The sequence below is a fragment of the Curtobacterium sp. RIT-PI-V genome (genome assembly GCF_025642935.1).
In the GTDB taxonomy this organism is placed as follows: domain Bacteria; phylum Actinomycetota; class Actinomycetes; order Actinomycetales; family Microbacteriaceae; genus Curtobacterium.
In genome coordinates, this window is record NZ_JANZKM010000011.1 from 45,315 (window position 1) to 70,483 (window position 25,169).

27 protein-coding genes are annotated in these 25,169 nt (G+C 70.4%); 12 read left to right on the forward strand and 15 right to left on the reverse strand.

The window, feature by feature from the left end:
• The first annotated feature begins 270 nt into the window (after positions 1–270).
• The 3 genes from OGL88_RS08810 (at position 271) to OGL88_RS08820 (ending at position 1,948) form a co-directional block, all read left to right on the forward strand.
• Positions 271–600, forward strand: a complete 330-nt coding sequence (locus tag OGL88_RS08810; RefSeq protein WP_263091202.1) for a hypothetical protein — start codon at positions 271–273, stop codon at positions 598–600.
• Between the two features lie 143 nt (positions 601–743).
• Entirely contained in the window at positions 744–1,376 is a 633-nt protein-coding gene (locus OGL88_RS08815) for a hypothetical protein (RefSeq protein WP_263091203.1), read from the forward strand.
• Positions 1,373–1,948 carry a hypothetical protein gene (locus tag OGL88_RS08820; protein ID WP_263054759.1) on the forward strand — a complete coding sequence of 192 codons (576 nt, stop codon included), beginning with the start codon at positions 1,373–1,375 and terminating at the stop codon, positions 1,946–1,948. The genes OGL88_RS08815 and OGL88_RS08820 overlap by 4 nt, the downstream gene beginning before the upstream one ends.
• Before the next feature lie 42 nt (positions 1,949–1,990).
• Here the strand turns inward: OGL88_RS08820 and OGL88_RS08825 are convergent, their stop codons facing one another.
• The 3 genes from OGL88_RS08825 to OGL88_RS08835 are packed head-to-tail and all read right to left on the reverse strand — an operon-like array spanning position 1,991 to position 5,591.
• Complete coding sequence (locus OGL88_RS08825; protein ID WP_235035774.1) at positions 1,991–2,488, reverse strand: cupin domain-containing protein; 498 nt, start codon at positions 2,486–2,488, stop codon at positions 1,991–1,993.
• A complete protein-coding gene (locus OGL88_RS08830) occupies positions 2,485–3,906 on the reverse strand; it encodes an amidohydrolase family protein (RefSeq protein WP_263054758.1) in 1,422 nt (473 codons plus the stop codon). Before OGL88_RS08830 ends, OGL88_RS08825 begins: the two co-directional genes overlap by 4 nt.
• Positions 3,903–5,591: an adenosylhomocysteinase gene (locus OGL88_RS08835; RefSeq protein WP_263091204.1), complete on the reverse strand. Its 1,689-nt coding sequence runs from the start codon at positions 5,589–5,591 to the stop codon at positions 3,903–3,905. The genes OGL88_RS08830 and OGL88_RS08835 overlap by 4 nt, the downstream gene beginning before the upstream one ends.
• A 49-nt stretch (positions 5,592–5,640) precedes the next feature.
• Between OGL88_RS08835 and OGL88_RS08840 the strand changes: the two genes are divergently transcribed.
• From OGL88_RS08840 to OGL88_RS08865, 6 genes are all read left to right on the forward strand, one after another.
• Positions 5,641–5,916 carry a glutaredoxin family protein gene (locus tag OGL88_RS08840; protein ID WP_205463178.1) on the forward strand — a complete coding sequence of 92 codons (276 nt, stop codon included), beginning with the start codon at positions 5,641–5,643 and terminating at the stop codon, positions 5,914–5,916.
• Between the two features lie 161 nt (positions 5,917–6,077).
• Positions 6,078–6,929 carry an amidohydrolase family protein gene (locus OGL88_RS08845; RefSeq protein WP_263054756.1) on the forward strand — a complete coding sequence of 284 codons (852 nt, stop codon included), beginning with the start codon at positions 6,078–6,080 and terminating at the stop codon, positions 6,927–6,929.
• Between the two features lie 42 nt (positions 6,930–6,971).
• Positions 6,972–7,841 (forward strand): fumarylacetoacetate hydrolase family protein, encoded by an 870-nt coding sequence (locus OGL88_RS08850; RefSeq protein WP_263054755.1) that lies wholly within the window; start codon positions 6,972–6,974, stop codon positions 7,839–7,841.
• Positions 7,841–8,650 carry an SDR family NAD(P)-dependent oxidoreductase gene (locus tag OGL88_RS08855; RefSeq protein WP_263054754.1) on the forward strand — a complete coding sequence of 270 codons (810 nt, stop codon included), beginning with the start codon at positions 7,841–7,843 and terminating at the stop codon, positions 8,648–8,650. The genes OGL88_RS08850 and OGL88_RS08855 overlap by 1 nt, the downstream gene beginning before the upstream one ends.
• Before the next feature lie 87 nt (positions 8,651–8,737).
• Positions 8,738–9,415 carry a FadR/GntR family transcriptional regulator gene (locus tag OGL88_RS08860; RefSeq protein ID WP_111086323.1) on the forward strand — a complete coding sequence of 226 codons (678 nt, stop codon included), beginning with the start codon at positions 8,738–8,740 and terminating at the stop codon, positions 9,413–9,415.
• Between the two features lie 96 nt (positions 9,416–9,511).
• Positions 9,512–9,790: a GlsB/YeaQ/YmgE family stress response membrane protein gene (locus tag OGL88_RS08865; RefSeq protein ID WP_123936825.1), complete on the forward strand. Its 279-nt coding sequence runs from the start codon at positions 9,512–9,514 to the stop codon at positions 9,788–9,790.
• A 95-nt stretch (positions 9,791–9,885) separates the two neighbouring features.
• Here OGL88_RS08865 and OGL88_RS08870 read toward each other — a convergent pair whose 3' ends face one another.
• The 9 genes from OGL88_RS08870 to OGL88_RS08910 form a co-directional block, all read right to left on the reverse strand.
• Entirely contained in the window at positions 9,886–10,848 is a 963-nt protein-coding gene (locus OGL88_RS08870) for an aldo/keto reductase (RefSeq protein ID WP_263054753.1), read from the reverse strand.
• On the reverse strand, positions 10,845–11,171 hold the full coding sequence (locus tag OGL88_RS08875) for an L-rhamnose mutarotase (RefSeq protein ID WP_263054752.1): 327 nt from the start codon (positions 11,169–11,171) through the stop codon (positions 10,845–10,847). Before OGL88_RS08875 ends, OGL88_RS08870 begins: the two co-directional genes overlap by 4 nt.
• The gene (locus OGL88_RS08880) at positions 11,171–12,496 is read right to left on the reverse strand and encodes an alpha-L-fucosidase (RefSeq protein ID WP_263054751.1); all 1,326 of its coding nucleotides are present in this window, start codon (positions 12,494–12,496) and stop codon (positions 11,171–11,173) included. Before OGL88_RS08880 ends, OGL88_RS08875 begins: the two co-directional genes overlap by 1 nt.
• Positions 12,497–12,530: 34 nt before the next feature.
• Positions 12,531–13,448 (reverse strand): carbohydrate ABC transporter permease, encoded by a 918-nt coding sequence (locus tag OGL88_RS08885; protein ID WP_111115282.1) that lies wholly within the window; start codon positions 13,446–13,448, stop codon positions 12,531–12,533.
• A complete protein-coding gene (locus OGL88_RS08890) occupies positions 13,441–14,418 on the reverse strand; it encodes a carbohydrate ABC transporter permease (protein WP_263054750.1) in 978 nt (325 codons plus the stop codon). The genes OGL88_RS08885 and OGL88_RS08890 overlap by 8 nt, the downstream gene beginning before the upstream one ends.
• Positions 14,419–14,525: 107 nt before the next feature.
• Entirely contained in the window at positions 14,526–15,764 is a 1,239-nt protein-coding gene (locus OGL88_RS08895; RefSeq protein WP_263054749.1) for an ABC transporter substrate-binding protein, read from the reverse strand.
• Between the two features lie 44 nt (positions 15,765–15,808).
• Positions 15,809–17,146 carry an enolase C-terminal domain-like protein gene (locus OGL88_RS08900; protein WP_263054748.1) on the reverse strand — a complete coding sequence of 446 codons (1,338 nt, stop codon included), beginning with the start codon at positions 17,144–17,146 and terminating at the stop codon, positions 15,809–15,811.
• A gap of 340 nt (positions 17,147–17,486) precedes the next feature.
• The gene (locus tag OGL88_RS08905) at positions 17,487–18,071 is read right to left on the reverse strand and encodes a TetR/AcrR family transcriptional regulator (protein WP_263054747.1); all 585 of its coding nucleotides are present in this window, start codon (positions 18,069–18,071) and stop codon (positions 17,487–17,489) included.
• A gap of 61 nt (positions 18,072–18,132) precedes the next feature.
• Positions 18,133–20,187 (reverse strand): MDR family MFS transporter, encoded by a 2,055-nt coding sequence (locus tag OGL88_RS08910; protein WP_263054746.1) that lies wholly within the window; start codon positions 20,185–20,187, stop codon positions 18,133–18,135.
• Positions 20,188–20,375: 188 nt separating this feature from the next.
• Here OGL88_RS08910 and OGL88_RS08915 point away from each other — a divergent pair, with 188 nt between their 5' ends.
• Both OGL88_RS08915 and OGL88_RS08920 read left to right on the forward strand, forming a co-directional pair.
• Positions 20,376–21,335, forward strand: coding sequence for an aminoglycoside phosphotransferase family protein (locus OGL88_RS08915; protein ID WP_263054745.1), 960 nt, complete (start codon positions 20,376–20,378; stop codon positions 21,333–21,335).
• A 71-nt stretch (positions 21,336–21,406) separates the two neighbouring features.
• Complete coding sequence (locus OGL88_RS08920) at positions 21,407–21,853, forward strand: hypothetical protein (RefSeq protein WP_263054744.1); 447 nt, start codon at positions 21,407–21,409, stop codon at positions 21,851–21,853.
• Between the two features lie 35 nt (positions 21,854–21,888).
• Here the strand turns inward: OGL88_RS08920 and OGL88_RS08925 are convergent, their stop codons facing one another.
• The 3 genes from OGL88_RS08925 to OGL88_RS08935 form a co-directional block, all read right to left on the reverse strand.
• Positions 21,889–23,346, reverse strand: a complete 1,458-nt coding sequence (locus tag OGL88_RS08925; protein ID WP_205463192.1) for an SPFH domain-containing protein — start codon at positions 23,344–23,346, stop codon at positions 21,889–21,891.
• Between the two features lie 143 nt (positions 23,347–23,489).
• Positions 23,490–24,317, reverse strand: a complete 828-nt coding sequence (gene nadE, locus OGL88_RS08930; RefSeq protein WP_263054792.1) for an ammonia-dependent NAD(+) synthetase — start codon at positions 24,315–24,317, stop codon at positions 23,490–23,492.
• Positions 24,318–24,357: 40 nt separating this feature from the next.
• Positions 24,358–24,525 (reverse strand): hypothetical protein, encoded by a 168-nt coding sequence (locus OGL88_RS08935; RefSeq protein ID WP_263054743.1) that lies wholly within the window; start codon positions 24,523–24,525, stop codon positions 24,358–24,360.
• A 183-nt stretch (positions 24,526–24,708) separates the two neighbouring features.
• Between OGL88_RS08935 and OGL88_RS08940 the strand changes: the two genes are divergently transcribed.
• Positions 24,709–25,146, forward strand: a complete 438-nt coding sequence (locus OGL88_RS08940) for a MarR family winged helix-turn-helix transcriptional regulator (protein WP_263054742.1) — start codon at positions 24,709–24,711, stop codon at positions 25,144–25,146.
• Positions 25,147–25,169: the final 23 nt, after the last annotated feature.

Sequence of the window (25,169 nt, forward strand, 5' to 3'; positions counted from 1 at the left end):
GTCACGGCAACGACTTCTCGTCCGGCCAGGAGACGGGTTGCCTAGATCGCTGTCGCCGTGCAGTATGTGTTCATCCGGTAAAACTTCACCGGCTACTCAAGGGTGAGAGATGACCAAGAAGAACACATTTTCTGCTGTCCTCGTGTCGACCGCAGTCGCGGCTTCAGTGCTGGCACCCGCCGTCCCGGCGCATGCAAGCAGTGAACGCCTACGGACTCGATCCCGCCACACGTCGTGGTCGATGGGAGCTTTGATCCCGACAGTGAGGTCGTGATGGTCGGCGACGGCCCCACGACCCAGTCCGGTAATTGCAAGGACCGCGCCTTCACGGTGCTACCGGTCATGGGCCAGTCCGTCAACGGCTGCAACGTGATCGGCTGGAACGCCGCAGCGCGGGCCCCGTACAAGTGGTACAAGCACATGGGTACCACCAACCCCTGCATCTGGGGCAAAGGGTTCAACTCCAAGCACGCACCCACCTGGACGGCGATCGGCTGTGGCTCGGGGCAGACGAAGACCGTTCCGTGGGGCAATGTTGCCGGCACCAAGAAGGTGAAGGGGCTCACCGCGGTCGGCTGGGCCGGCGTGCAGTGGCAGTGACACGGCACAGCATGCGGCGACGCGGGCTCGGGGTCATCGCCTCGAGCTGCGTCGCCGCAGCTCTTCTGTCGGGTTGCGCATCCGGCGAACTTCGAGCGGCTCATTCCGGCCCGGCGTCCGGGCCCGACGAGCCTGCGCTCGACGTGGCTTCGATGCAGTCAATCGCTGATCAGCTCCGCGATTCCGTGCCGTGCGAAGACGCCGACGCGTTGCTCGATGACCTTTCCTTCTGGGACGCAATGCGGGGATTCGATTGCTTCAACGGTGGTGATGCAACGTTCGTCCGCGCCTACGCTCACACCGCGTCCGTTCCTCAGACGCTTGAGGACTGGGCCGACACGTTCAACGGGGAACGTGCCGTCGCTCGCGGTGAGAACTGGTACGTGATCGGACCACCTGCCATCGTCGCGGCGTTGGACGCTCCTCCAGACGCGCCGAAGATCGCCAGGGATGCCGGGTCCCCCACGAAGCTGACAGCGGAGCAGGAGTACCTCACCACCTGCACGCAGTTCGTCGCGAGCGAGGGAGAACGATACGTGAACAATCCGGATGAGCGCAACGAGACAGCGGCCCAGTACGACAGGTTGTTCCCAGCCGTCACTGCCGAAGTGCACAGAGCAGTCGACAGCCTCGGCAGGGACCGCATCCGCAAGGTCCCGGACACGGAGCGATGGGCAGCAGCGCTCTCACCGATCGGTCCTCGCCTCAAGGCGAAGTGCGCGACCGCGTACGAGAAGGTGGCCGCCACCGTGAGTCCAGTCGAGGGAAGCCCGTGACGAGCACGTCCAGGCCTGCTTCGGAGCGCACCGCGGTCGCGACCACCGGAACGATCGCATCACTCAGCAGCACCGTCCTGTCCGTCGACAACCTGCTCGGCTTCGGTGGCTCCCACCTGTTCGGCTTCGGCGCGACGGCGTTCTTCGTCGCGTTGGCCTTGCTCGGTGGATCGGCCTGCATGGTGTTCGCAGTGCGTGGACATGATCTCGCACCCGGCGTCGCCGCCGCATCCGTGGCGGGGTTCGTCGTGACACAGTCGCCGGCTCTCGGCACCGATCTGTGGCTCCCGCTGTCGACCGCGTTGCACGTGCTCGTGCCGCTAGCGTTCGCGGCCTCCGCGCTCGTCACATGGAGCAGATCTCCGATGAAGGTGCTGCGCGTGGGGTCGTCGCTCACGGCGATCCTGGCGGTGTCGTGGGCGGTGGGCGGGTTCGTGCCGCTGTGGCTCGAGTTGTTCCTGGCCCTGCAGGCGGCAACGCTGCTCGCAACCACAGCCCTCATGGCCGGCCCGTTGCTTCCACGTGTTGCTGGCTTCGTGCGCAACATCTGGGACAACGCAGCAATCCGCTGACCACCCCTCACCACTCGACGCCGCGGTCACGGAAGTGGTAGGTCAGTCGGCCATCGTGAAGTCCTCGAACGAGAAGCCCGGTGACACCAGGCAACTCAGCAGCACCTCGCCGTCGTTCGGGATCGTCCGCTGCCACACGCCACCGCGCACGAACGCCTGCGCGTCGTTCACCCGATCGCGTCCGGCGTCGGGCCCGAGGGTGATCCGCGCACCGGGCTCGGGAGCATCGCCGGAGCCGCCGAGTTCGAGCTCGACGGTGTCCGGCCCGTGCCACATCCAGATCTCGTCGCTCGTCACCCGGTGCCAGGCCGAGGCCTCGCCCGGGGGCAGCAGGAAGTGGATCAGGGTCGCGGCGGGTCGGTCCCCCGCGGGTGTCGTCACCGTGGCCGGCGAGGTCCAGGTGCGGACGTACCAACCGCCCTCGGGGTGCGGTTCCATGCCGAGGGCGATGGCACGCTTCGGCACGTCGAGCCACTCGATCAGTTCGCCGTCGACGGTGCGACGGGCGGCCATGCCGGGGCGGGGTGCGGTCTCGGTCATGATTCCTCCACAGGGATGACAGGGCGGGCAGGGCGGTCGGGCGATGACGTGGGCACGCCGGTCAGTGCTCCGTCGACGGCGCGGACGACCCCACGGATGACGGTCGCGGACGCACGCCCGGCACCGTCCTCGACGAGCTCGGCGAGTGCGTCGGGCACGGTCCGGGCGTCGACATCGAAGACGGCCAGGTCGGCGCGGGCCCCCACGGCGAGGTGACCGATGCGGTCCGGCCCGACGGCGAGGCCCATGGCGTGGGCACCACCGAGGGTCGCCGCTGACAGGAGCCGCTCGTGCAGGTCGCGGTGGCCGTACCCCTGGGCGCGGGCGATCCGGTGGAGGGCGGTGACGTCGGCCATCAGGTCGAGGGACGGCGACGACGACAGCGAGTCGGTGCCGATGGCGATCGGGCTGCCCTCGCGCAGGTAGTCGGCGACCGGTGGCGGATCGAGGCCGATGACGGCGTTCGACCGCGGGCACAGTGCGACCGCGGTGCCGCGAGCTCGCAGGAGAGCCCGGTCGGCAGCGGTCATGTAGACGCCGTGCGCGATGTGGCAGTCCGGGCCGAGTACCCCGAGCCGGTCGACGAACGCGGTGGCACTCGCGCCGAAGCCCAGGGCTCGCAGCGCCCGGAACGAGGGCACGTTCGCCAGGTGCCAGTCGTTGCCGTGGCCGACGCCGTCGACGCCGTCGAGTCCGGGGACCGGCCCCAGGGCGATGCGCTCACCCTCGAAGGCGGCCTCGCCCAGGTGCAGGTGCAGCCGGAGTCCGCGCTGCCGGACGATGTCGGGGAGCTCGAGCAGGGGCGCGACGTCGAGCGAGTACGGCGCGTGCGGTGACAGCCCGGCGCCGGGGGTGGTCGGGATCCGGGCGAGTTCGTCGAGCACCTGGTCGCGGCCGTGGGTCTGCCAGGCGTCGTTCTCCCAGTCCATCACCTCCCAGTAGGCGATGCCGCCGAGCCCGTACGTCTCGAGCGCGGTGGAGGCCTCGATGTCGGTGACGATGTCCGCGATGCTCGTCACGCCGGCGAGGATCGACGCCTCGGCACCGGCCGCAGCCTCGGCCCGCCAGTCGTGGGGTTCGGCGTAGTCCTCGTTGAACGCGGCCGCCCAGTCCTCGAATCCGTCGTACTGGCGGCGTCCGACACTGGCCATGCCGGTGTACTGCAGGTGCGAGTGCGCGTTGACGAGGCCCGGCAGGAGGGCCCCTCGCCACTGCCGTTCGGTGAACGTCGCACCCGAGCCGGCGAGCTGGTCGACGACCCACGACCGGTCGCCGACGTGCAGGATGCGGCCGTCCTGCACGGCGACGGCGCCGTCGGCGATCGGGGGCGCGGTCATCGGCACGACGACGCGCGCCGAGTGCACGACGACGGAGTGGTCGGCACGCGGGTGCGCGGCGCTCGGGGGCGCGGCGCTCATGCGGGGTCTCCGAAACGGCGAGTCCGGACGTCCGGCTCGCGGTCCGCAGGGTGTTCGGCTGGAAGGCCGGGAGGAACGGGGCGCGCTCCGAACGCGGCGAGCGCCACGCGGGCGGTCGCGTCGTCGACCGCGGGGTCGATGGGCACGACGGCTCGCTCGAGTTCGTCGCCCCGTTCGAGCAGCATGCGGACGGCCCCGAGCTGCGCGGCGAAGGACAGGTCCATGATCTCGATCGGGTTGCCCTCGGCCGCGGTGATGTTGATGCAGCCGCCGCGGTCGAGCACGATCGGTCCGCCCTCGGCGTCGGGGAACACGAGGCGTTCGGCCTTCGGGCCCACTGGCCGCAGTTCGGCTCCGGCGGCGCGGGCGTCGTCGAGCGCGACCTCGTGGTCGACCCCGCCCGCGACGGCGACGACGGCCCCGTCCGCGCACGAGCGCAGCACCCGCAGGTCGATGGTGTCGGCGACCCCGGTGGCGCTCACCACGAGGTCGGCGTCCTGCACCGCCTCGGCGAGCGGCGCGACGGCGTGGCCGGCGAACAGCGCCTGCAGGGCGCGCACGGGATCCGTCTCGGCGACCGTGACCCGGAGACCGAGGGCGGACAGCACCAGCGCGACCCCTTCGCCGACGTGCCCGAACCCGGCGACGACCGCCGCGCCTCCCGGGATCACTCGGTGCGTGCCGGACGGGAGCCCGTCGACCAGGTCGAGCGCCGCGAACACCGTCGACTGCCCGGTGCCGTACCGGTTGTCGAAGAACGTCTTGGTGCGGGCGTCGTTGACGGCGACCACGGGGATGCCGAGCTCGCCCCGCGACGCCATCACGCGCAGGGGTCGGAGGCCGCTCGTGGTCTCCTCGGCCGCGCCGAGCATCGTCGGCAGCAGGTCCGGACGCTCCTGGTGGGCGAGTCGGATGACGTGCGAACCGTCGTCGAGCAGGATGTGCGGCCGGGTGTCGAGCATCGCGAGGGCGAGCGCCTTCTGCTCCGGTAGCGACGCCGTGCTGCTCGCGTGCACAGTCAGACCCGCCGCTCGGAGCGACGCGGCCACGGCGTCGTCGGTCTCGTCGGCGTGCGCGTAGACGACGACCTCGGCACCAGCGTCGCGGAGGAGCAGGCTCAGCACCGCCGTCTTCGGCTCGAGGAACATCGCGACGCCGATGCGGGTGCCGCGGAGCAGTCCGCCGTCGCGGAGTTCGGCGGCGACCGCGCGCGAGACGGGCATCGAGCGTCGCGCCCAGCGCAGCCGGGCGTCGGCGGCCGGGTCGTCCTCGGGGTCGCGGCCGGTGGAGACGAGGAAGACGTCGTCGGAGAGCATCGGGACGCCGAGCACGCCGGGGCGGGCGGTGACGACGGGGCCGAAGGCGTCCTCGTCGACGGCGGGCAGGTGCCGGCCGGCGTCGATCACGATGAGCGTGGCGCCGCGGGGGCGGTCCGCCTCGCGCTCGATGACGGGGGTGGAGTCGTCGGGGGAACCGAGGCACCAGAGCTGGTCGATCGGCTCGTGCTCCGCGGCCGGACGGGCACCGAGTCCGGTGAGCAGCCCGTGCAGTGCCGCGGTGTCGCGGGGGTCGCCACCGACGATGCGGAACCGGCGGGCTGCGACGAGCAGGTTCGTGACCGAGGCGAAGCGTCGGAGTGCTGCCGACGCCCAGGATCGCGTCTCGGGGTCGGGTCCTGGCGGCATGCCCCAATCGTAGGGAATGCGCGGGGGTCCGCCGACGTACTCTCTGGGCATGAGCGATGCATCCACGACCGGAGTGTTCGACAAGGTGACGATGTTCGGTGCGGACTGGTGCCGCGACTGCCGCCGGTCCAAGGCGCTGCTCGACACCCTCGGCGTCGACTACGAGTACGTCGACGTCGAGCAGGACCTGTCGGCGGCCGACCGAGCCGAGGCGATCAGCGGGCGGAAGAACATCCCCGTCGTGGTGCTGCCGAACGGCAAGCACTTCGTCGAGCCGTCGGACGCCGAGCTGCGCGCCGAGCTCGAGGCCTCCGGCGCCGTCTGAGCTGCGGCTCGGCCCGAGACTCGGGCAGCTCGCCCCGAGACTCGGGCTGAGCGACTCGTCTCGGGGCTCCGAGCCCGAGTTCTGTCGCCCACCCCGAGTCTCGGGGGAACGCTGCACCTGCGCGCCGGGCGGACATCGGATGAATCGGGCATCATGAGGGCGTGATCATCGACGCTCACCACCACCTCTGGGACCCCGCCGACCGGCCGTACCCCTGGATGGACGACTCCGTCGCCCCGATCCGCCGCCGGTTCGACGTGGACGACCTCCGAGCGGCGACGCGGGACACCGGCGTGACGCGGACGATCGTCGTGCAGGCCGTGCACGATCCCGGCGAGACCGCCTGGCTGCTCGAACAGCCCGAACCGGTCGCGGGCGTCGTCGGCTGGGTGGACCTCACCGCGCCGGACGTGGCCGACCGGATCGCCGCCGTCCGTGCGCTGCCGGGCGGGCAGCGTCTGGCGGGCATCCGGCACCAGGCGCAGGACGAACCGGATCCGGGCTGGCTCGCCCGCCCGGACGTCGCCCGCGGGGTGCGCGCCCTCGCTGGTGCCGGCCTGGTGTTCGACGTCCTCGTCCGAGCGCGGGAGCACGCCGCTTCGCTGGCCCTGGTCGACGCCGTCCCCGAGGCATCGTTCGTGCTGGACCACGCCGGCAAGCCGGACATCGCGCACGACGATGCCGAGTCGGCGGCGGCCTGGCGCGGACGGATGACCGACCTCGCCGCACGCCCGAACGTCACGTGCAAGGTCTCCGGCCTGTTCACCGAGGCTGGCCCGGACTGGCGCGACCGCCCGGTCGACCGGTACGTCCGCGAGCTCGTGGAGCAGTTCGGTCCCGAGCGGTCGCTGTTCGGCTCGGACTGGCCGGTGTCGACCCTGGCGACCGGGTACGCCGACGTCGCGCAGCGGACGACGGGCGCACTCGCCGACCTGTCGACGACCGAGCACGAGGCCGTCTTCAGCGGCACCGCGGAGCGCATCTACCTTGTCCCGATGACCACGCAGACATAGGATGTTTCTGGCTGCACTGGCGCAGCCGGAGAGCGAGGAACGATGCAGTTCGCACGACTCGGCCCGGTGGGGAGCGAGATCCCCGTGGCCATCGACATCGACGGCGAGGTCTTCGACCTCCGCTCGATCACCAGTGACATCAGCGGGGCCTTCCTGGCCTCGGACCCGGTCGGCCGCGTCGACCACGCGCGCAGCGCCGGCGACCTGACGATCATCGGCCGCGACCGGGCCGACGGCATGCGGCGCGGAGCGCCGATCGCACGCCCCGGCAAGGTCGTGTGCATCGGCCTGAACTACCGCGACCACGCCGCCGAGACCGGCGCCGACATCCCCACCGAACCGATCGTGTTCATGAAGGACCCGATGACGGTGATCGGCCCCGACGACGAGGTCCTGATCCCCCGGAACAGCACGAAGACCGACTGGGAGATCGAGCTCGCGATCGTCATCGGCCGCACGGCTCGGTACTGCGAGACCGATGCGGACGCCGAGGCCTCCATCGCCGGCTACGCCATCGCGAACGACGTGTCCGAGCGCGAGTTCCAGCTCGAGCACGGTGGACAGTGGGACAAGGGCAAGTCCTGCGAGACCTTCAACCCGCTCGGGCCGTGGCTGGTGACACCCGGGTCGCTCGCCGCCGCCGGCCTCGACCCTGCGGCACTCGCGCTCCGACTGACCGTCAACGGCGAGGTCCGCCAGGACGGCACCACCGCCGACATGATCTTCCGGCCTGTGGAGATCGTCCGGTACCTGTCGCAGTTCATGGTGCTGTACCCCGGCGACGTCATCAGCACGGGGACCCCGGCGGGCGTCGCGCTGGCCGGACACGCGCCCTACCTGCAGCCCGGCGACGTCGTCGAGCTCACCGCTGACGGGCTCGGCTCGCAGCGCCAGACGGTCGGAGCAGCCTGATGGCGGACGCAACCGGCAGCACCGGCAGCACCGGCAGCACCGGCTCCGGCCGCGCCGGCAGCGCCGGCAGCCACGACGGCGTCCGGGCGATCGTCACCGGCGGCGCGTCCGGCATCGGCGCAGCGATCGCCGCCGCCCTGCAGGACCGCGGAGCGACGGTCGCCGTGCTCGACCTCCAGCCGTCGACCGTCGAGGGGTTCCTCTCGGTCACGTGCGACGTCAGCGACGACGCCTCGGTCCGCACCGCCGTCGCCACCGCCGTCGAGCAGCTCGGCGGCCTCGACGTCCTGGTCAACAACGCCGGCATCGGCGCGCAGGGCACGGTCGAGGACAACGACGACGACGAGTGGCGCCGCGTGTACGAGGTCAACGTCCTCGGCGCTGTCCGGCTGTCGCGTGCAGCGCTCCCCCACCTGCGAGCGTCGGGCAACGCGAGCATCGTGAACACCTGCTCGATCGCCGCCACCGCAGGGCTGCCCCAGCGGGCGCTCTACTCGGCGACCAAGGGTGCGATCGCCGCGCTGACCCGCGCGATGGCCGCCGACCACATCCGCGAGGGCATCCGCGTCAACGCCGTCAACCCCGGCACGGCCGACACCCCGTGGGTCGCGCGGCTGCTGTCCACCGCGGGCGACCCGGCCGCCGAACGCGCAGCGCTCGAGGCCCGGCAACCGCACGGCCGGCTCGTGCAGGCGGAGGAGGTCGCCGAGGCGGTCGCCTACCTGACGAGCCCGCTCGCCCGGTCGACGACGGGCGTCGACCTGGCCGTCGACGGCGGGATGCAGGCCCTCCGGCTGCGGCCCGCCTGATGGTCGGCCCGTGACGACCGGGAGGCCCGGCTATCGTCGACCTGTCGGCTCGCGTCCGCGAGCGGGCCGGGATCAGGAGGTGATGACGTGGCGTCGCTGACCGACGATGCGATCGCACGCATCCAGCAGATGATCGTGAGCGGTGAGCTCCAACCCGGGCAGCGCCTCCCGCCCGAGAAGGAACTGAGCGAGTCGCTCGGCCTGTCCCGGAACAGCCTGCGTGAAGCGGTGAAGGCCCTCGAGCTCATCCGCGTGCTCGACGTCCGCCGCGGCGACGGCACCTACGTCACGTCGCTGGAACCCGGCGTCCTGCTCGAGGCCGTGTCGTTCGTCGTCGACATGCACCACGACCGGTCCCTCGTCGACCTGCTCGAGGTCCGCCGCATCCTCGAGCCCGCGTCCGCCGTCCTGGCCACCGCGCGGGCCTCGGAGCAGCAGATCGACGAGCTCGCCACGCTGATGCAGTCCGTCGGCGAGGACACCGGCGTCGAGGACCTGGTGGCGCACGACCTGCTGTTCCACTCGACGATCGCGGGCATCGGCGGCAACCAGTACCTGTCCGGGCTGCTCGACGCCCTGTCGAGCAAGACCGTGCGGGTGCGGGTGTGGCGCGGCCTGACGCAGAACGGCTCGGTGCAGCGCACCCTCGACGAGCACGCCGCCATCGTGGACGCCATCCGACGCCGGGACCCGCAGCTCGTGCAGGCGCTCGTGGTGTCGCACGTCGAGGGCGTCGAGCGCTGGTTGCGGCGCTCCCTCGACTGAAACCGAGAACGCTTGCAGGTGGGTGGGTGTTGTGTCGGGCGTCGGCCCTGACTCCGGCAACCATGCCGCGGCAACCGCACCCACGAGGAGGAAACCGTGCTCGGTCTCATCATCAGCTTGATCATCGTCGGACTCATCGCCGGCGCCATCGCCCGGCTCGTCGTCCCCGGCAAGCAGCACATCTCGATCCCCATGACCATCCTGCTGGGCATCATCGGCTCGTTCGTGGGCGGGTTCCTCGGGTTCCTGATCTTCCAGCACGACCCGATGGACGGCTTCTTCCAGCCGGCCGGCATCATCGGTTCGATCATCGGCGCCATCATCGTGCTGATCATCTACATCCGCTTCTCGGGTCGCAGCGCCAAGACCCGCTAGGCACCAGCACCCCGCCGGGCACGACCCGGCGCACAACCGAAGTCACCCCGAACCGCGCATCCGTGCGGTTCGGGGTGACTTCGGTCGTGCGGGGCTCAGGCGCCGAGCAGGCCCGCGGCGCGCAGGTCCTCCCACAGGGACTCCGGGACGACGGCCGCCGCCCGCTCGACGTTGGAGCGCACCTGCTCGGCGGACTGCGCACCGAGGGCGATCGCGGCGACCGCAGCAGCACGGCGCGGGAACGCCAACGCCGCCTCGGGCAGGGTGACCCCGTGCCGCTCGCAGACGTCGGCGATCGCGTTCGCCCGGGCGACGAGGGCCGCCGGAGCCGTGGCGTAATCGTACGTCGCCGTGGCGTCCGGCCGGTCCTGCCCGAGTAGTCCCGAGTTGTAGACACCGACCGCGACGACCGCGACGCCGAGCGAGGCGCACCGGTCGACGAGGTCCGCCGCCGGCTGCTCCAGGAGCGTGTACCGCCCCGCGAGCATGACCACGTCGCAGAGCCCGGTGGACACCGCCGCGTCGAGGGCCTCGACCGAGTTCGACCCGACGCCGACAGCCCGGACGACACCCTCGTCCCGCAGCTCGGCGAGCGTCGGCAGCGCCTGCGTCAGGCCGTCCTCGAGCGAGTACACGTCGGGGTCGTGCAGGTACGCGACGTCGACGTGGTCGAGTCCGAGCCGGTCGAGCGACTCGTCCAACGACCGCCGCACGCCCGACGGCGAGGGGTCCCACTGCCGCACGGTGTCGTTCGGCACCGCGAACCCGCCAGAGGCCAAGTCGTCCCCGTCGCCACGCCCGGGGACGAGCAACCGCCCGACCTTCGTCGACACCAGGAACGAGTCGCGCGGGCGGTCGGCGAGCGCCGCCCCGAGCCGTCGTTCGGACAGGCCGAGGCCGTAGTGCGGTGCGGTGTCGAACCCGCGCACGCCGGCGTCCCAGGCAGCGTCGACGGTGGCACGGGCGTCGTGGTCGGAGACCGGGCGCAGCAGGTTGCCGATGCCGGCGCCGCCGAACCAGAACGGGCCGCGGTCGAGGTCGAGGTCGAGGTCCGTCATGCGTCCACCTGGTCCGCCAGGGACCAGACCCGCGGCACGCCGTCGTCGTTCCCCGAGTAGTCGTCGTCGGCCTCGAGCAGCGGGTTGATGGTCTCCTGCCACTCCGCGTTGACCGGGTCGTCAGCGAGCGCCCGGCGCATCGCGCGGTAGTCCTCGACCTCGATCAGGTGGACCAGGTCCTGCCCGTCCCGCCACACCGTCCAGTCGTGCACCCCGGCATCGCGAAGCCGGGCCGCGAGCGCGGGCGGGATCGAGGCGTGCACGGCGTCGTACACGGCCTCGTTCCCCGCCCGCAGCCGGGTCCTCGACAGGATGCGCTGCATCAGTCGCGCAGGAACAGTTCGACCACCGGCACGGCGACGTCGGGTCGCACGATCGGCAGCGTGAGCGTCAGCGTCCCCGCCGGCTGCCCGCCGAGCTCGGTGTTCTGCGCACGGGTCCCCGGCGGGATCTCGCGGAAGTGCAGCTCCGACGCGTCGTTGAGCAGCTGGGCGTAGGCGACGCGTCCGGCCAGGTCGGGCAGGTGCACGTGCTCGAACGGCCACGCGAACAGGTGCAGGTACAGGCGGTTGCCGTTCTGCGTGTACACGGTGTTGTGCGGCGCGACGAACGACGACGGTCCGGCGCCGTAGACGGAGCGGGCGTGCTGGTGCATCCACGTCCCGATGCCGTCGAGGGTCCGGCGCGAGACCCCGTCGAACTCGCCGCGGCCGGTGGGGCCGATGTTGAGCAGCATGTTCCCGTTGTTCGAGACGCCGTCGACGAGCATGCGGACGAGCAGGTCGACGGGCTTGAGGTTCACGTTGTCGCGGTCGTAGCCCCACGACCCGTTGAGCGTCTGGCAGGCCTCCCACGGCACCTGGGCGCCGTCGACCTCCATCGGCTTGTCGGGCTGGTACTGCTCGGGTGTGACGATGTCGCCGGGCAGGTCGAGGCGGTCGTTGACGATGATGCCGGGCTGGAGCCGTCGGGTCAGCTCGAGCAGCTCCTCGGACCCCCAGTCGTCGCGGCCCTTGCCGCCCCAGATGTCCTCGTGGTCGTTGTCGCGGTAGGAGAAGTCGTAGAACAGGTAGTCGATCCGCCCGTAGTCGGTGAGCAGCTCCTCCACCTGGCCGTGGAGGTACGAACGGTACCGAGCCATGTCCCGGCCCTCGTTCAGTGCGGCGATCGCAGCGTCCCCGTCGTCCCGCCGCGGGTGCACGCCGTCGATGGTGAAGTCCGGGTGGTGCCAGTCGATGAGCGAGTGGTAGAAGCCGACCCGCAGCCCCTCGGCCCGGACGGCGTCGACGAACTCGCGCACGATGTCGCGGCCGAACGGGGTGTTCGTGGACTTGTAGTCGGTGAGCTTGCTGTCCCAGAGGCAGAAGCCCTCGTGGTGCTTCGTGGTGAGCACGACGTACTTCATGCCGGCTTCGCGAGCACGGCGGGCCCAGTCGGCGGCGTCGAACAGGTCGGGGTCGAAGTGGTCGAAGTACTTCTGGTAGTCGGCGTCGGTGATCCGTTCGCGGTTCTTCACCCATTCGTGCCGTGCCGGCAGGGCGTAGAGCCCCCAGTGGATGAACATGCCGAACCGGTCGTGGGTGAACCAGGCGGGCAGGCCGCTCGCGTCGGTCGCGGTCTGCGGCTCTGCAGGTGCGGTGATGGTCATGAGGCCAGTGTTCCTTTCAGAGGGGGGAGGGGTGTCACCGGCCGCCGAGGCCGCTGGTGACGATGCCCTTGACGAGGTGCTTCTGCAGCAGGACGAGCAGGATCACGGTGGGCAGCATCGAGATCACCGACGCCGCCATCACGAGGTTCCACTCGGAGCCCTGCTGGCCGAAGAACTGCTGCAGGCCGAGCGGGATCGTGCCGTGGGCCTCGACGTCGTTGACGACGACGAGCGGCCAGAGGAACGAGTTCCAGTACGAGATGAACGAGAACACCGCGAGGACGGCCATGGTCGGTCGGGCGAGCGGGAGCATCACCGAGAAGAAGGTCCGGATCGCGCCGGCTCCGTCGACCCGGGCAGCGTCGTCGAGCTCCTGCGGCACGGTCAGGAAGAACTGCCGCACCAGGAACGCGCCGAGCGCCGTGAACGCCCACGGGATGATGAGCGCCTGGAACGTGTCGACCCAGCCGAAGCCCTGCATCATCACGTACATCGGGATGACGAGGACGTCCTGCGGGATCATCAGCGTGACGAGGAACAGCAGGAACACCGTGTTCCGGCCGCGCCAGCGCAGTCGCGAGAACGCGTACCCGGAGAGCACGGCCACGGCGACGTTGATGGCCGTCCCGACCGCCGCGACGAACACACCGTTGAGGATGAACCGCGCGAACGGCAGGTAGGTGAACGCCTGCACGTAGTTGTCCCACTCGAGCGAGCGGCCCCAGAGCGTCGGCGGGGTGGTGAACACCTGGTCGGCGGGCTTGAGGCTCGTCGCGACCATGTAGATGAGCGGCGAGACGAACAGGAGTGTGACGAGGCAGAGCAGGGCGTACCCGATCGCGTGCCGGACCCGCCCCGGTCGTGGCGCGGACTTCGTCCTGGCGACGGCACGGGGGTTGACCGTCCGGTTCGACGTGGTGGCACCGACGTGCCCGCGGACCGCTTCACTCATAGTGCACCCACCGCTTCTGCCCGAGGAACTGGACGGCCGTGATCCCGAGGATGATGACGAACAGCACCCAGGCGCCGGCCGAGGCCAGACCGAGCTGCTGGTTCTGGAAGCCGGTGTTGTAGATGTACTGCACGAGGGTCTCCGTCGCGGTGCCCGGCCCGCCCTTGGTGAGGACGAACGGTTGGACGAACACCTGGAACGAGGTGATCAGCGTCATCATCGTCGCGAAGAAGACCGACGGCGAGATGAGCGGGAACTTGATGGCCCAGAAGGTCTGCCAGGCGTTCGCGCCGTCGAGCTGCGAGGCCTCGATCTGGTTCTCCGGCACGGCGTCGAGCGCCGCCGAGAAGATCAGCATGTTGTAGCCGAAGCCCTGCCACACGCTCATCGCGACGATGGCGAGCATCGCCCAGTGCTCGTCGGCCAGGAAGTTCGGCGCGTGCACGCCGACGGTGGACTGCAGGGACGCGTCGATCGCGCCACCGGGCTGGTACAGCATCCGCCACACCACGACGTTCGCGACGATCGGCGTGATGGTCGGGATGAAGAACAGGACGCGGAAGACGTGCCGGCCGGCGATCCGCGGTGTCAGCCAGGCGGCGAGCCCGAGTGACACGACGAGGTTGAGCGGCACGTAGAGCACCACGAACAGCGCCGTGTTGAGCGCGACGGTGCGGAACACCGGGTCGCCGAAGAGCCGGGCGTAGTTCTCGATGCCGGCCCAGCTGCGTTCGCCGAGCATCGGCCAGTTCATGAAGCTCACGACGAGGGACGCGACGATCGGGAACGCGGTGAAGACGACGAGGCCGATCGAGTGCGGGGCGGCGAAGGCGGCGCCCCACCAGGAGCGGCGTCCGAGCGCGCTCGTGTCCTCGCCGTCCTTCCGCCGTGGGGTGGCGGTCCCGACCGCGACCGCGGTCGCGACCGCGGGGACGGCCGCTTCGGCCGGTGGGTCCTGGATGGTGGTCATGCGACGACCTCCTCGTCGTTCGCGCGGTCCTGAACAGGGGATGGATCGGACTGGAGGCCCGTGGCGGGGCCGCAACGGGCCTCCAGTCCGCTCATTGGTTCAGCTGGTCACTGCGTGCCGAGCTGGCCGGCGATGGAGGACATCGTCTCCTTGCCGGAGGTCTGCCCGTTCACCGCCTGCAGCGCGTACTGCGTGAACAGCTGGGAGAGCTGGTCGCTCTGCTTGTTCCCGAGGAGCGGCGAGGACTTCGCGAGTCCCGCCTTGAGCGCAGCCTCGGCGCCGTCGATGCCGGCGCTCGAGTACCACGCCGACTGGGCAGCGGTGCGGCCGGGGAAGGCTCGTCCGGCTTCGGCGAGCGACGTCAGGACCTTCTCGCTGGTCATCGTCTGGACGGCCTTGAACGCCTGCTCCGGGTACTTGCACTGCTTCGAGACACCGAAGCCGGAGCCGGCGGCGAAGGTCGACGGACCGGACGTCCCCGCGGGGAGCGTCGTGACCCCGAGGTCGAACTGCACCTTGGCCTTCTGGCTGATGAGCGACCACGGACCGTCGGTGTACATCGCGACCTTGCCGGCGGCGAAGTCATTGCCCGGCGTCGAGGAGTCGGAGGACGCCTGCGTGGCGTATCCCTTCTTCACCAGCGACGCGAGCCAGTCGAGGCCGTCCGCGAACTTCGCGTTCGAGGCGTCGAGCTTGCCGCCGGAGGTGATCACCCGACCACCGTTGTAGCCGTAGACCAGCGACTCGAGGTTGAGGTCACTGACCGTCGAGCCGAACATCGTGACGCCCTTGGCCTTCAGCGCGGCCCCGGCCGCCTCGAAGTCGTCGACGGTCCAGCCGGGCTTCGGCTCGGCCACGCCGGCCTGCTCGAAGACGTCCTTGTTGTAGAACATCATGATGGGGCCGGTGTCGTAGGGCAGGCCGTAGAGCTTCCCGTCGACCTTCATGCCGTCGAGCGCGGTGCTGTCGAACGCGGACAGGTCGGTGCCGTCCTGCTTCGCGAGGTCGTCGAGCGGCAGCAGCGACGACGTGTAGTTCGCGGCGCGGAGGGACTGCATGCTCACGACGCACTGGGCGCCGCCCGCGCTCAACTGCGTGCTGAGCTTCGTGAAGTAGTTCTCGAACGGCGCACCCTGGATCGTCAGGGTGATGCCGTCCTCGCTCTTCACGGTGTCGGCGACCTTCTGCCAGGCGGCCTTGTCCTCCTTCCCGGCGATCCACATGGACCAGGTCAGGGCGTCCTTCGACTGGCTTCCACCGGCACTGCTGCCGGAGGAACAGCCGGTGAGCACGAGGGCCGCGGCAGCTGCTGCCGCGAGTCCGGCGATGATGCGTCGTCGTTGCATCAGTGTCTCCACTTCGTCGTGGTGATGGGGTGTGTGGGGTGGGATCAGGCGACGCGGACCGCGTCGGGGACCGTCTCGGTGTCGACCACTGCCCAGGCCGGGCCGTCCGGGAACGCGTAGGCGTCGAGGGAGTCGGCGAGCATCTCGGTGCCGGCTCCGGGAGCGGTCGGCGGCCAGTAGCGGCCGTCGTGGACGTCGACCGGGGTCACGAAGTGCTCGTGCAGGTGGTCGACGAACTCGATGCACCGGGTGTCGAGGTCGCCGGTCAGCGCGACGGCGTCGAACATCGACAGGTGCTGCACGGCCTCGCACAGGCCGACCCCGCCGGCGTGCGGGCACACCCGGACGCCGTGCTTCGCGGCGAGCAGCAGGATCGCGAGGTTCTCGTTGACCCCCGCGACCCGGGTGGCGTCGATCTGCAGCACGCTCATCGCGCCCGCCTGGATGAGCTGCTTCGCGATCACCCGGTTGGCCATGTGCTCGCCGGTCGCGACGGGGATCGGGGCGATGCGCCGGGCGATCTCCGCGTGCCCGAGGACGTCGTCGGGGCTCGTGGGTTCCTCGACCCAGGCGAGGTCGAACGGGCGCAGCCGCTCGATCCAGGTGACGGCCTCGTCCACGTCCCAGCGCTGGTTGGCATCGACCGCGATGCGGATGTCCGGGCCGACCGTGGCGCGGGCGATGCCCATCCGGCGGACGTCCTCGTCGACGTCGCCGCCGACCTTGAGCTTGATCTGCTCGAAGCCCTCGTCGACGGCCTCGCGGCAGAGCCGGGCGAGCTTCTCGTCGTCGTAGCCGAGCCAGCCCGGGGTCGTCGTGTACGCCTGGTAGCCCTGCGCTTCGAGCCGGGCCCGACGGGTCGCACGGTGCGGTTCGGCGGCCCGGAACAGCTCGAGCGCCTCGTCCGGGGTGATCGCGTCGGTGAGGTACCGGAAGTCCACCAGCTCGACGAGCTCCTCGGGGCTCAGGTCCGCCAGCAGCGCCCACAGCGGCTGCCCCGCGCGCTTGGCTCGGAGGTCCCAGAGCGCGTTCACCACGGCGCCGATCGCCATGTGCATGACGCCCTTCTCCGGGCCGAGCCAGCGCAGCTGCGAGTCGTGGACCATCGCACGCCAGGTGCCGCCCATGTCGGCGAGGACCGCTTCGGCGTCGGCGCCGACGACGTGCCCGCGCAGGGCGGCGATCGCGGCTTCCTGCACCTCGTTGCCGCGTCCGATCGTGAACACGAAGCCGGTGCCGACGTGTCCGTCCAGGGCGTCGGTCGTGATCTCGACGTACGCGGCGGAGTAGTCGGGCGCGGGGTTCATGGCGTCGGATCCGTCGTGCTCCCGAGAGGTCGGGAAGCGGATGTCGCGCACGTGCAGACCGGTGATGCGGCTCATTCGTGTCTCCTGCCGTCCGGTCTCCGTCGACCGAACGAGGCAATCAAAACATCGGATGTCTCGCGCGTCAAGAGAACTCTTCGTCACGTTCTGGTCTCGAACGGGGCCGAGTCGTCGGATGGCTGTGCTTTGGGTCGTTCCGCGCGGAGGAGGCCGTTCCGCGCGTAGCGAGCCCGTTGTTCTGGCCCGCTACGGGCGGAACGGCCTCTCATGGCGCGCGCTATGGGTCGAAACGGTCGCGCCCACCGCCCGAGGCGAGTCTCGGGGTCAGCGACGGTTCTCGTGCTCCGCGGCCCGTGACCTGTCGCTCAGCGCGAGACTCGGGGCGGCGCCCGGCGTGTCAGGCGGAGGCGAGCCGGCCCATCTCGGCCACCACGCCGCGGAGGCGGTCCGCCAACTCGTCGCGCGAGCCGTCCGCGAAGCGGTGCGCGGACTCGATGAGCGCCGCCATGACGAGCGTCACCGCGGTCCGTGCGGAGTCGACGTCGGTGCGCTCGGCGGCGACCGTGAACACGGCGAGCCGGGCACGCGCCATCCACTGCAGCATCGCGGGCACCATCTCCGGTCGCGCCTGCACGAGTTCCTTCATGCGACGGCGGTCCGCGGGCAGTGTCACCGTCCGGGCGACGAGGTCGCAGAGGTCCGACACGAGCGGGCCCTCCGCGGTCAGGAACGCCTGCCGTGCCGTCTCGGGGACCGAGCTCTCGGGGAGCCCGAGTGCCGCGTCGCCCTTCGACGGGAAGTAGTTGAAGAAGGTGCGGGGCGAGACCCCGGCGTCGGCGCAGATCTCCTCGACCGTGACACCGGCCAGGCCCCGGTCGGAGACCAGCGCCAGCGCGGCCTGGTGAATCGCGTGCCGGGTCTGCTGCTTCTTGCGTTCCCGCAGGCCGCTGTCACCTGCCGGGTGCGATTCGATCGCGCTCACTGCTGCTCCTGGTGCGGGTCGGGGCCTCCCGTCTGGTGACGAGAGGCCCCGGTGGCCGGTCCTACGCGCGGTCCCGCTGCACGGGGATCGATCCGGTGACGGGTGCCGTGGGCGACCCCATCGTGTCGGCCGCCTTGACGGCCTGCACCTCGAGGTCGTCGGCGGTGCCGGCCTGGTCGGCCTGCTCCTGCAGGGCCGAGCTCTTGCGGAGCGGCGGCGCCTTGAAGAACCAGCTGAGGATGAACGCCAGCAGGATCACGGCGAAGCCGACCCAGTAGACGGTCACGGCCGACGCGTTAAAGCCGGTCATGAACGGCTTGGTCAGTGCCGGGGTCGCACCGTTGAGGTAGGACGTGTCGCTCGTCTCGCTGCTCGAGCTGCTGCCGTCGCCGGCCCCCTTGTCGATCTGCTTCGACAGTTCGGGGGCGAGCTCGCCGACCCAGTACGAGCGCTGCGAGGCGTCCGACCAGTCGACCACGAGCTTGCCGTCCTGCACGCTGGCGTGCGCCTTGTCGGCTGCGGCAGTGAGGGCCTGCTGCTGCACGGCCTCCGGGGCGCCGGTCGTCGCGGCGGTGACCTGCGCGGTGGCCTGGTCGAGGCCGGACTGCACCTGCGACTTCACCGGGGTGACGATCGGGTTCCAGATCTGCTCCATGACGCCCGCGTTCGCCTTCGCCGTGGCGACGGTCGGGTTCAGGGCGGCGTCGAGCGCACCGGACAGGCTCTTCTGGTCCGCGGTGGCGTGCAGGATGTTCGCCGGCATGATCGAGAACAGGATGCTGAGCAGCACCGCCGTACCGAGCGTTCCACCGATCTGGCGGAAGAACGTGGCGGACGACGTCGCCACACCCATGTCCCGCGGCTGCACGGAGTTCTGCGAGGCCAGGGTGATGCTCTGCATGAGCTGCCCGAGGCCGAGGCCGATCAGGAACATGCCGATCATCAGGAACCAGAGCGGCTTGTCGATCGTCATGAACGTCAGGACGACGTAGCCGACCGAGACCAGGGCCGTGCCGATCACCGGGAAGATCCGGTAGCGACCGGTGCGGGCGACGATCTGTCCGGAGGCGATCGAGGCGATCATGAGACCACCGATCATCGGCAGGGTCGCGAAGCCGGACTCGGTCGGCGTCAGCCCCGTGACGATCTGTAGGTACAGCGGGATGGTCAGCATGGCGCCGAACATCGCGAAGCCGACCAGGAACCCGAGGATCGTGGCCATCGAGAAGGTGCCCGAGCGGAAGAGCTTGAGCGGGATGATCGCGTCGTCCTTCATGAGGGTCTCGATCACCAGGAACGCGACGAGCCCGAGCGCGCCGATCACGTAGCAGGCGATGGCGCCGGCAGAACCCCAGCCCCAGGTGCGGCCCTGTTCGGCCACGAGCAGGAGCGGGACGAGCGTCGCGATGACCGAGGTGGCACCCCACCAGTCGATGCGCGGCTTCGCCTTGGCGTCACCGAACTTCGGCAGGTGCAGGAAGGCGATGACCATCAGGAGCGCCGCGACGCCGATCGGCACGTTGATCAGGAAGACCCAGCGCCAGCCGGTGACACCGAGGATCGTGCTCGCGCCGGCGAACAGGCCGCCGATGAGCGGGCCGATGACGGACGAGATGCCGAAGACCGCGAGGAAGTAGCCCTGGTACTTGGCGCGCTCACGCGGGGCGAGGATGTCGCCCATGATCGCGAGCGGCAGCGACATCAGCGCACCGGCACCGATGCCCTGGAAGGCACGGAATGCGGCGAGCATGATCATCGAGGTCGACATCGTCGAGAGCAGCGAGCCGAGGATGAAGACCGCGATGCCGAAGATGTACAGCGGCCGGCGGCCGAAGACGTCGGAGAGCTTGCCGTAGATCGGCGTCGTGATGGTCGACGCGATCAGGTACGCGGTCGTGACCCACGCCTGCTGGTCGAGACCGTGCAGGTCGTCGCCGATGGTGCGGATCGCGGTGCCGACGATCGTCTGGTCGAGCGACGACAGGAACATGCCGGCCATGAGGCCGTAGATGACGAGCAGGATCTGACGGTGCGACATGATCGGCTTGCCCGGCGTACTGGCCGGCGAGTCGTGTCGTCCGCGCGACACCACGACGGGTGCGGTGGCAGTAGACATGGAGGTCCTTCAGGGGTGCGTGGTGGTCGTCGTGCGGGCAAGGGACGCCGGAGCTCGTGTGGCGGGCCGTCGAACGGCGGGTCAACCTTGCAGACGCTGCAACTTTACACCAGGAGCACGTTTGCCGCCAGCGCAAACTTGCCATCCCTGCACGTTCGTGAACGGCTTCTCAGGTAGCGTCGTCGGGCATGGGGCGAACTGCGTGGACGGACGTGCCGGCGGTCCTGCGCGACCGGGTGGAACAGACCCTCGGCGGAACGGTGACGAACGCTGAGTCCCAGACCGCCGGGTGGTCGCCGGGGAGTGCCGACCGTGTGGTCACGGCGACGGGGCGACGGGCGTTCGTCAAGACGGTCTCGCGATCGCGGAACGCCGATGCCTTCGCCCTGCACCGCCGGGAAGCCCGCGTGGTGGCGCAGCTGCCGTCGACCGTGCAGGCGCCGCCCCTGCTGGACGCCTTCGATGCCACCGTGGACGGCGACGAGTGGGTCGTCCTGGTCCTCGACGACATCGAGGGCAAACACCCCGGGGCAGCACTCGACGGCAGGGACACCGCGGCGGTGCTCGATGCACTGGACACCCTGCCGTCGGCGACCGGCGACCTCGGCACGCTCCCCCGGATCGCCGACGACCTGCGACACGAGTTCGGCGCGTGGGACCGGATGCTCGGCGACCCCACCCTGTCCGACCGGGCCGCCGAGGTCGTTCCGGTGCACGTGCTCGCCGCCGGACCCGAGTTCGCCCGCACCGCCGCCCGGGCAGCGACCGTCGTCGACGGCGAGCACCTCGTGCACGCCGACTGCCGTGCCGACAACCTGCTCGTCGACCGCTCCGGGGCCGTCTGGGTCGTCGACTGGCCGTGGGCGAGCATCGGCGCGCACTGGCTCGACCCGCTGACCTACCTGATCGACACGCTCGTCCGCGGCGAGGACACCGACGTCGAGCACCACCTCGCCACCCACCCGGTGTTCACCGGTGTGCCCGCCACCACGGTCGACGCCGTACTCGCCGGTCTCGCCGGTCTGTTCTTCGAGCACGCATTGCCCCCGGCACCGCCGAACATGCCGACCATCCGTGACTTCCAACGGCGCGAGGGTCTGGCCGCTGCGGAGTGGCTGCTCCGCCGGTGGGACACGACACCGCATTGACGACGAACGACAGGCGTCGGGTACCCCGTCTGTCCAGCAAGCGCGGCACCACGGAGCGTACGGTCCCCCGCATGACTGATGAGCACCGCACTCCGCGTCCCGAAGACGACGCCGCGCGCCTCGGTCTCGTCGTCGTCGGAGAGGCAGCAGCGCTGCACTCCGGTGACGAGGCGGCACTGGACGCGAGCGAGCAGAACATCCGCGACACCATCGACGAGATGGTCGACGAACCCCTGACCCCGCGCCAGGAACAGGTGGTCGAACGACTGGCATCGGCCGGCGGGACCCTCACCGCCGGACTCAGCGGTGCGCTCGCGGCGCAGACCGGACGGAGCGTCGACGACATCCTCGAGGGCGCGGCCCGCAGCGTCGTGTGGCAGCAGCGGCTCGCCGACCAGCGCGACGCTGCCGGCGCCGAGGACCCGCGCGACGCGGACCCGCGCAACGGCGGCCAGCGCGAGGACGCCGGTGGCCAGCAGCGCGAGCGCCGGGACGAGAACGGGCGCGACGAGGACTGATCCTCGCCACGCCCGCTGCGCGCTGCCGCTGACGACTACTCGATCGGCTCCACGACATCGGCGGACTGCTCGCGCACGACGGCCCGGGCCGCGGCCTGCCCCGTCGTCGCACTCTTGACGATGTCGCTCAGGGTGAACCCGGCAGTCGTCCCGAGCAGAGCGTCCACCTCGCTGAACTGGCTCACGACGCTCTTCGACAGGGCGCCGGCGCCGTCGGAGGACACCACGGTCAGCTTGTCGATGTTGCCCATCGGCGCCGCGAGTTCGCGGGCGATGCTGGGCAAGGTCTCGATGGCCTTGACCCGCAGGACGGCTTCGGAGTGCTGCGCGAGTGCGTCGGCCTGGGCCTTCGTGGCGTCCGCCTCGGCCTGGCCCTTGGCGCGGATCGCATCGGCGGCAGCCGCACCCTCGGCACGGGAGGCGTCGGCGGCCAGCTTCCGCGCCTCGGACTCGGCCTTCGCCTCGGCGGCGATCGCCTCGGCGGAGATCCGACGGGCCTCGGCCTGGGCACGAGCGGTCTCGACCTGGGCACCGGCTGCGGCTTCGGCCTCGACACGGGTCTTGCGCGCCTGCGCCTCGGCGACGGCGGAGACCTCGGACTCGAGTTCGGCACGGCGCAGCTCGGCACGCTTCTGCGCGGTGATCTGCTCCTGCTCGACGACGCCCTGCGCCGCACGGGCCTGGGCGAGCGGACCGGCGGCTGCGGCCTCGGCCGATGCCCGATCGGCGTCGAGCTGCAGCGCGGCACGTCGGATCGCCAAGGTGTTCTCGGCCTCGGCGATGGCCTGGTCGGCGGTCGCACGGGCCTCTCGCGCTTCGCGGTCGGCCTGCGCCTCGGCGTTCTCCGCCTCGAGCCGGACGCGGGCGCGTTCGGCACGGCCGAGGTCACTGATGTACTCGTTGCGGTCCGAGATGCCCTTGATCTCGAAGGAGTCGACGTCGAGCCCCTGGCTGTGCAGCGCGTCCTGCGCGACGGTGAGCACGGCGACGGTCAGTTGGTCGCGATTGCGGATGATCGTCGACACGTCGGTCGCGCCGATCGACGCACGGAGCGAACCCGACAAGACTTCACGCGCGAAGTCGTCGATCTTCTTCTCCTGCCCGAGGAACCGCTGCGCGGCCGCCCGGATCGAGGAATCGGCCTCCCCGACCTTGACGAGCGCGACGGCCTCGACGTCGATCGTCACACCGCGGGAGTCCTGCGCGTTGACGTTGATGTCGATCGCTCGTGAGCTGAGCGAGAGCTTCGCGACCTTCTCGAAGAACGGCCGGACGAGGACGCCGGCTCCGAGCACCACCTTGATGCCGGACTCGACGGTCTCGGTGCCGTCGTCGTTCTTGACCTTGCGCGAGCGCTTGCCGGTGATGATGAGCGCTTCGTCGGCCCCGGCGTTGCGGTACACGACCTTCGCGTAGATCAGCGCGATCACGGCGAGGACGATGATCCCCACGATGATCAGCGGAATGGCACCGAGCGCGAACAGTACTTCCATGACTCCCCCTCCGGACCAGGCGACAGCCTGGATTCCGCATCTGTTGTTCCGTCGGCTCCCATCCTAGGAGACCGCGCGGACGGACAGGAGGCGCGGTGCAGGATCACCTGCAGCGCGCCTCCTGTCGATGGTCGCGTCAGCGCCTACGCGCCCGCACGCCACCAGTCGTCGAAGGGCGTCGCCGGCACCTGGCGCTTGTGCTCGGTCGCGCGGTACCGCGCCTCGATCGCCTCGGCGACCTCGAGCGGCACGTCGTGCCCCTGCAGGTAGGCGTCGATCTCGGCGTAGGACAGCCCGAGGTTCGCTTCGTCGGTCTGGCCGGGCGTCTCGTCGAGCAGGTCTGCGGTGGGGGCCTTCTCGTACAGGCGGGCGGGCGCTCCGAGGTGCTCGAGCAGCTGCCGCCCCTGGCTCTTCGACAGGCCGGTGAGCGGCGTCAGGTCGACGCCGCCGTCGCCGTACTTCGTGAAGAAGCCGGTGACCGCCTCGGCCGCGTGGTCGGTCCCGACGACGAGCAGCCCGCGTTGGCCGGCGACGGCGTACTGGGCGACCATGCGCATCCGGGCCTTGACGTTGCCCTTCACGAAGTCGCTCAGCTCGACGCCCGAGGCAGCGGTGTCCTGCATGACACCGTCGACGCCGTGCTCGATGTTGACGGTGATGCCCGGGTCGGCTGCGATGAACTGCAGGGCGAGTTGGGCATCGTCCTCGTCGGCCTGCACGCGGTACGGCATGCGGACGGTCGTGAACTCGGCGGGGTGACCCTCGGCGCGGAGGGACTCGACCGCGAGCTGGGTCAGGCGCCCGGCGAGCGTGGAGTCCTGGCCGCCGCTGATCGCGAGCAGGAACCCCTTCGCGCCGGTCGTGAGCAGGTAGTCACGGAGGAACCCGACACGGCGGGCGATCTCCTGCTCCGGCTCGATGGTCGGCTGGACGTTGAGGTCCGCGGCGATGGCGGCTTGGAGTTCACGCACCACCCCAGTATCCCGCTGCACCCGCCGGTGTGCACAGGGTTCAGCGGACGGGTTCTGCGTGCAGCGGCCGGATCGTGTTGTCGTGGTCGACGCCGATCGCGCAGGTGCAGACGACGCCGAGCGTCTCGGCGCTCTGCGTCAGCCGGAACCGCTCGACGTGCGGCGGCCCGACGTGCCGGTCGAGCGGGTGGGTGTCGTGATCGTGCACGGTGGTGTCCTGATCCTCGAGTGACTCCCGGCAATGGCACCGGGACCGACAGGCGGGTGGTGAGTCCGCTCCTGTGCAACCTACTCGTCGGACCGGATGGACCAGCACACCCGTCCGGGGGTCATTTGCATCGGAGGCCCACACGCGTTGACAGTTAGATATCGAACAGTTAGAGTCCTGACCATGCAGGCACCGGATCTCACCACCCCGCTCGAACTCATGCGGTGGATCGGATGGGCACAGCGCAAGGCGGCCGACGAGTGGGTCCGTGATCGGGACCTCACCCGCGAGCAGAGCTTCGTGCTCGGGTACCTGCAGCAGAACCCCGGGGCGATCCAACGCGACATCGCCGAGATCACCCGGACCAGCGCGGCCAGCGTCTCGAGTCTCCTGCAGGGCCTCGAGCGGCGCGGCCTCGTCGAACGACGACCCGACGCCACGAACGGTCGGACCAAGACGGTGCACGCCACCCCGGCGGGCATCGACCTCATCGCCGGCTTCACCGACGCGATGGTCGCCCTCGACGACACCCTGCTCGCACCACTCGACCCGGACGAACGCGGCACCCTGCGGCACCTGCTGCAGAAGGTGACCGCGGAGCTCGCACCGCCGACGCGGTAGCGCCCGCCCCGGCACCGACGTCA

Coding starts and splice junctions, on each gene's coding strand:
- OGL88_RS08825 (WP_235035774.1), bottom strand. CDS start 2,488: ATGACCGAGACCGCACCCCGCCCCGGCATGGCCGCCCGTCGCACCGTC.
- OGL88_RS08830 (WP_263054758.1), bottom strand. CDS start 3,906: ATGAGCGCCGCGCCCCCGAGCGCCGCGCACCCGCGTGCCGACCACTCC.
- OGL88_RS08835 (WP_263091204.1), bottom strand. CDS start 5,591: ATGCCGCCAGGACCCGACCCCGAGACGCGATCCTGGGCGTCGGCAGCA.
- OGL88_RS08840 (WP_205463178.1), top strand. CDS start 5,641: ATGAGCGATGCATCCACGACCGGAGTGTTCGACAAGGTGACGATGTTC.
- OGL88_RS08850 (WP_263054755.1), top strand. CDS start 6,972: ATGCAGTTCGCACGACTCGGCCCGGTGGGGAGCGAGATCCCCGTGGCC.
- OGL88_RS08855 (WP_263054754.1), top strand. CDS start 7,841: ATGGCGGACGCAACCGGCAGCACCGGCAGCACCGGCAGCACCGGCTCC.
- OGL88_RS08870 (WP_263054753.1), bottom strand. CDS start 10,848: ATGACGGACCTCGACCTCGACCTCGACCGCGGCCCGTTCTGGTTCGGC.
- OGL88_RS08875 (WP_263054752.1), bottom strand. CDS start 11,171: ATGCAGCGCATCCTGTCGAGGACCCGGCTGCGGGCGGGGAACGAGGCC.
- OGL88_RS08880 (WP_263054751.1), bottom strand. CDS start 12,496: ATGACCATCACCGCACCTGCAGAGCCGCAGACCGCGACCGACGCGAGC.
- OGL88_RS08885 (WP_111115282.1), bottom strand. CDS start 13,448: ATGAGTGAAGCGGTCCGCGGGCACGTCGGTGCCACCACGTCGAACCGG.
- OGL88_RS08890 (WP_263054750.1), bottom strand. CDS start 14,418: ATGACCACCATCCAGGACCCACCGGCCGAAGCGGCCGTCCCCGCGGTC.
- OGL88_RS08895 (WP_263054749.1), bottom strand. CDS start 15,764: ATGCAACGACGACGCATCATCGCCGGACTCGCGGCAGCAGCTGCCGCG.
- OGL88_RS08900 (WP_263054748.1), bottom strand. CDS start 17,146: ATGAGCCGCATCACCGGTCTGCACGTGCGCGACATCCGCTTCCCGACC.
- OGL88_RS08910 (WP_263054746.1), bottom strand. CDS start 20,187: ATGTCTACTGCCACCGCACCCGTCGTGGTGTCGCGCGGACGACACGAC.
- OGL88_RS08915 (WP_263054745.1), top strand. CDS start 20,376: ATGGGGCGAACTGCGTGGACGGACGTGCCGGCGGTCCTGCGCGACCGG.
- OGL88_RS08920 (WP_263054744.1), top strand. CDS start 21,407: ATGACTGATGAGCACCGCACTCCGCGTCCCGAAGACGACGCCGCGCGC.
- OGL88_RS08925 (WP_205463192.1), bottom strand. CDS start 23,346: ATGGAAGTACTGTTCGCGCTCGGTGCCATTCCGCTGATCATCGTGGGG.
- OGL88_RS08940 (WP_263054742.1), top strand. CDS start 24,709: ATGCAGGCACCGGATCTCACCACCCCGCTCGAACTCATGCGGTGGATC.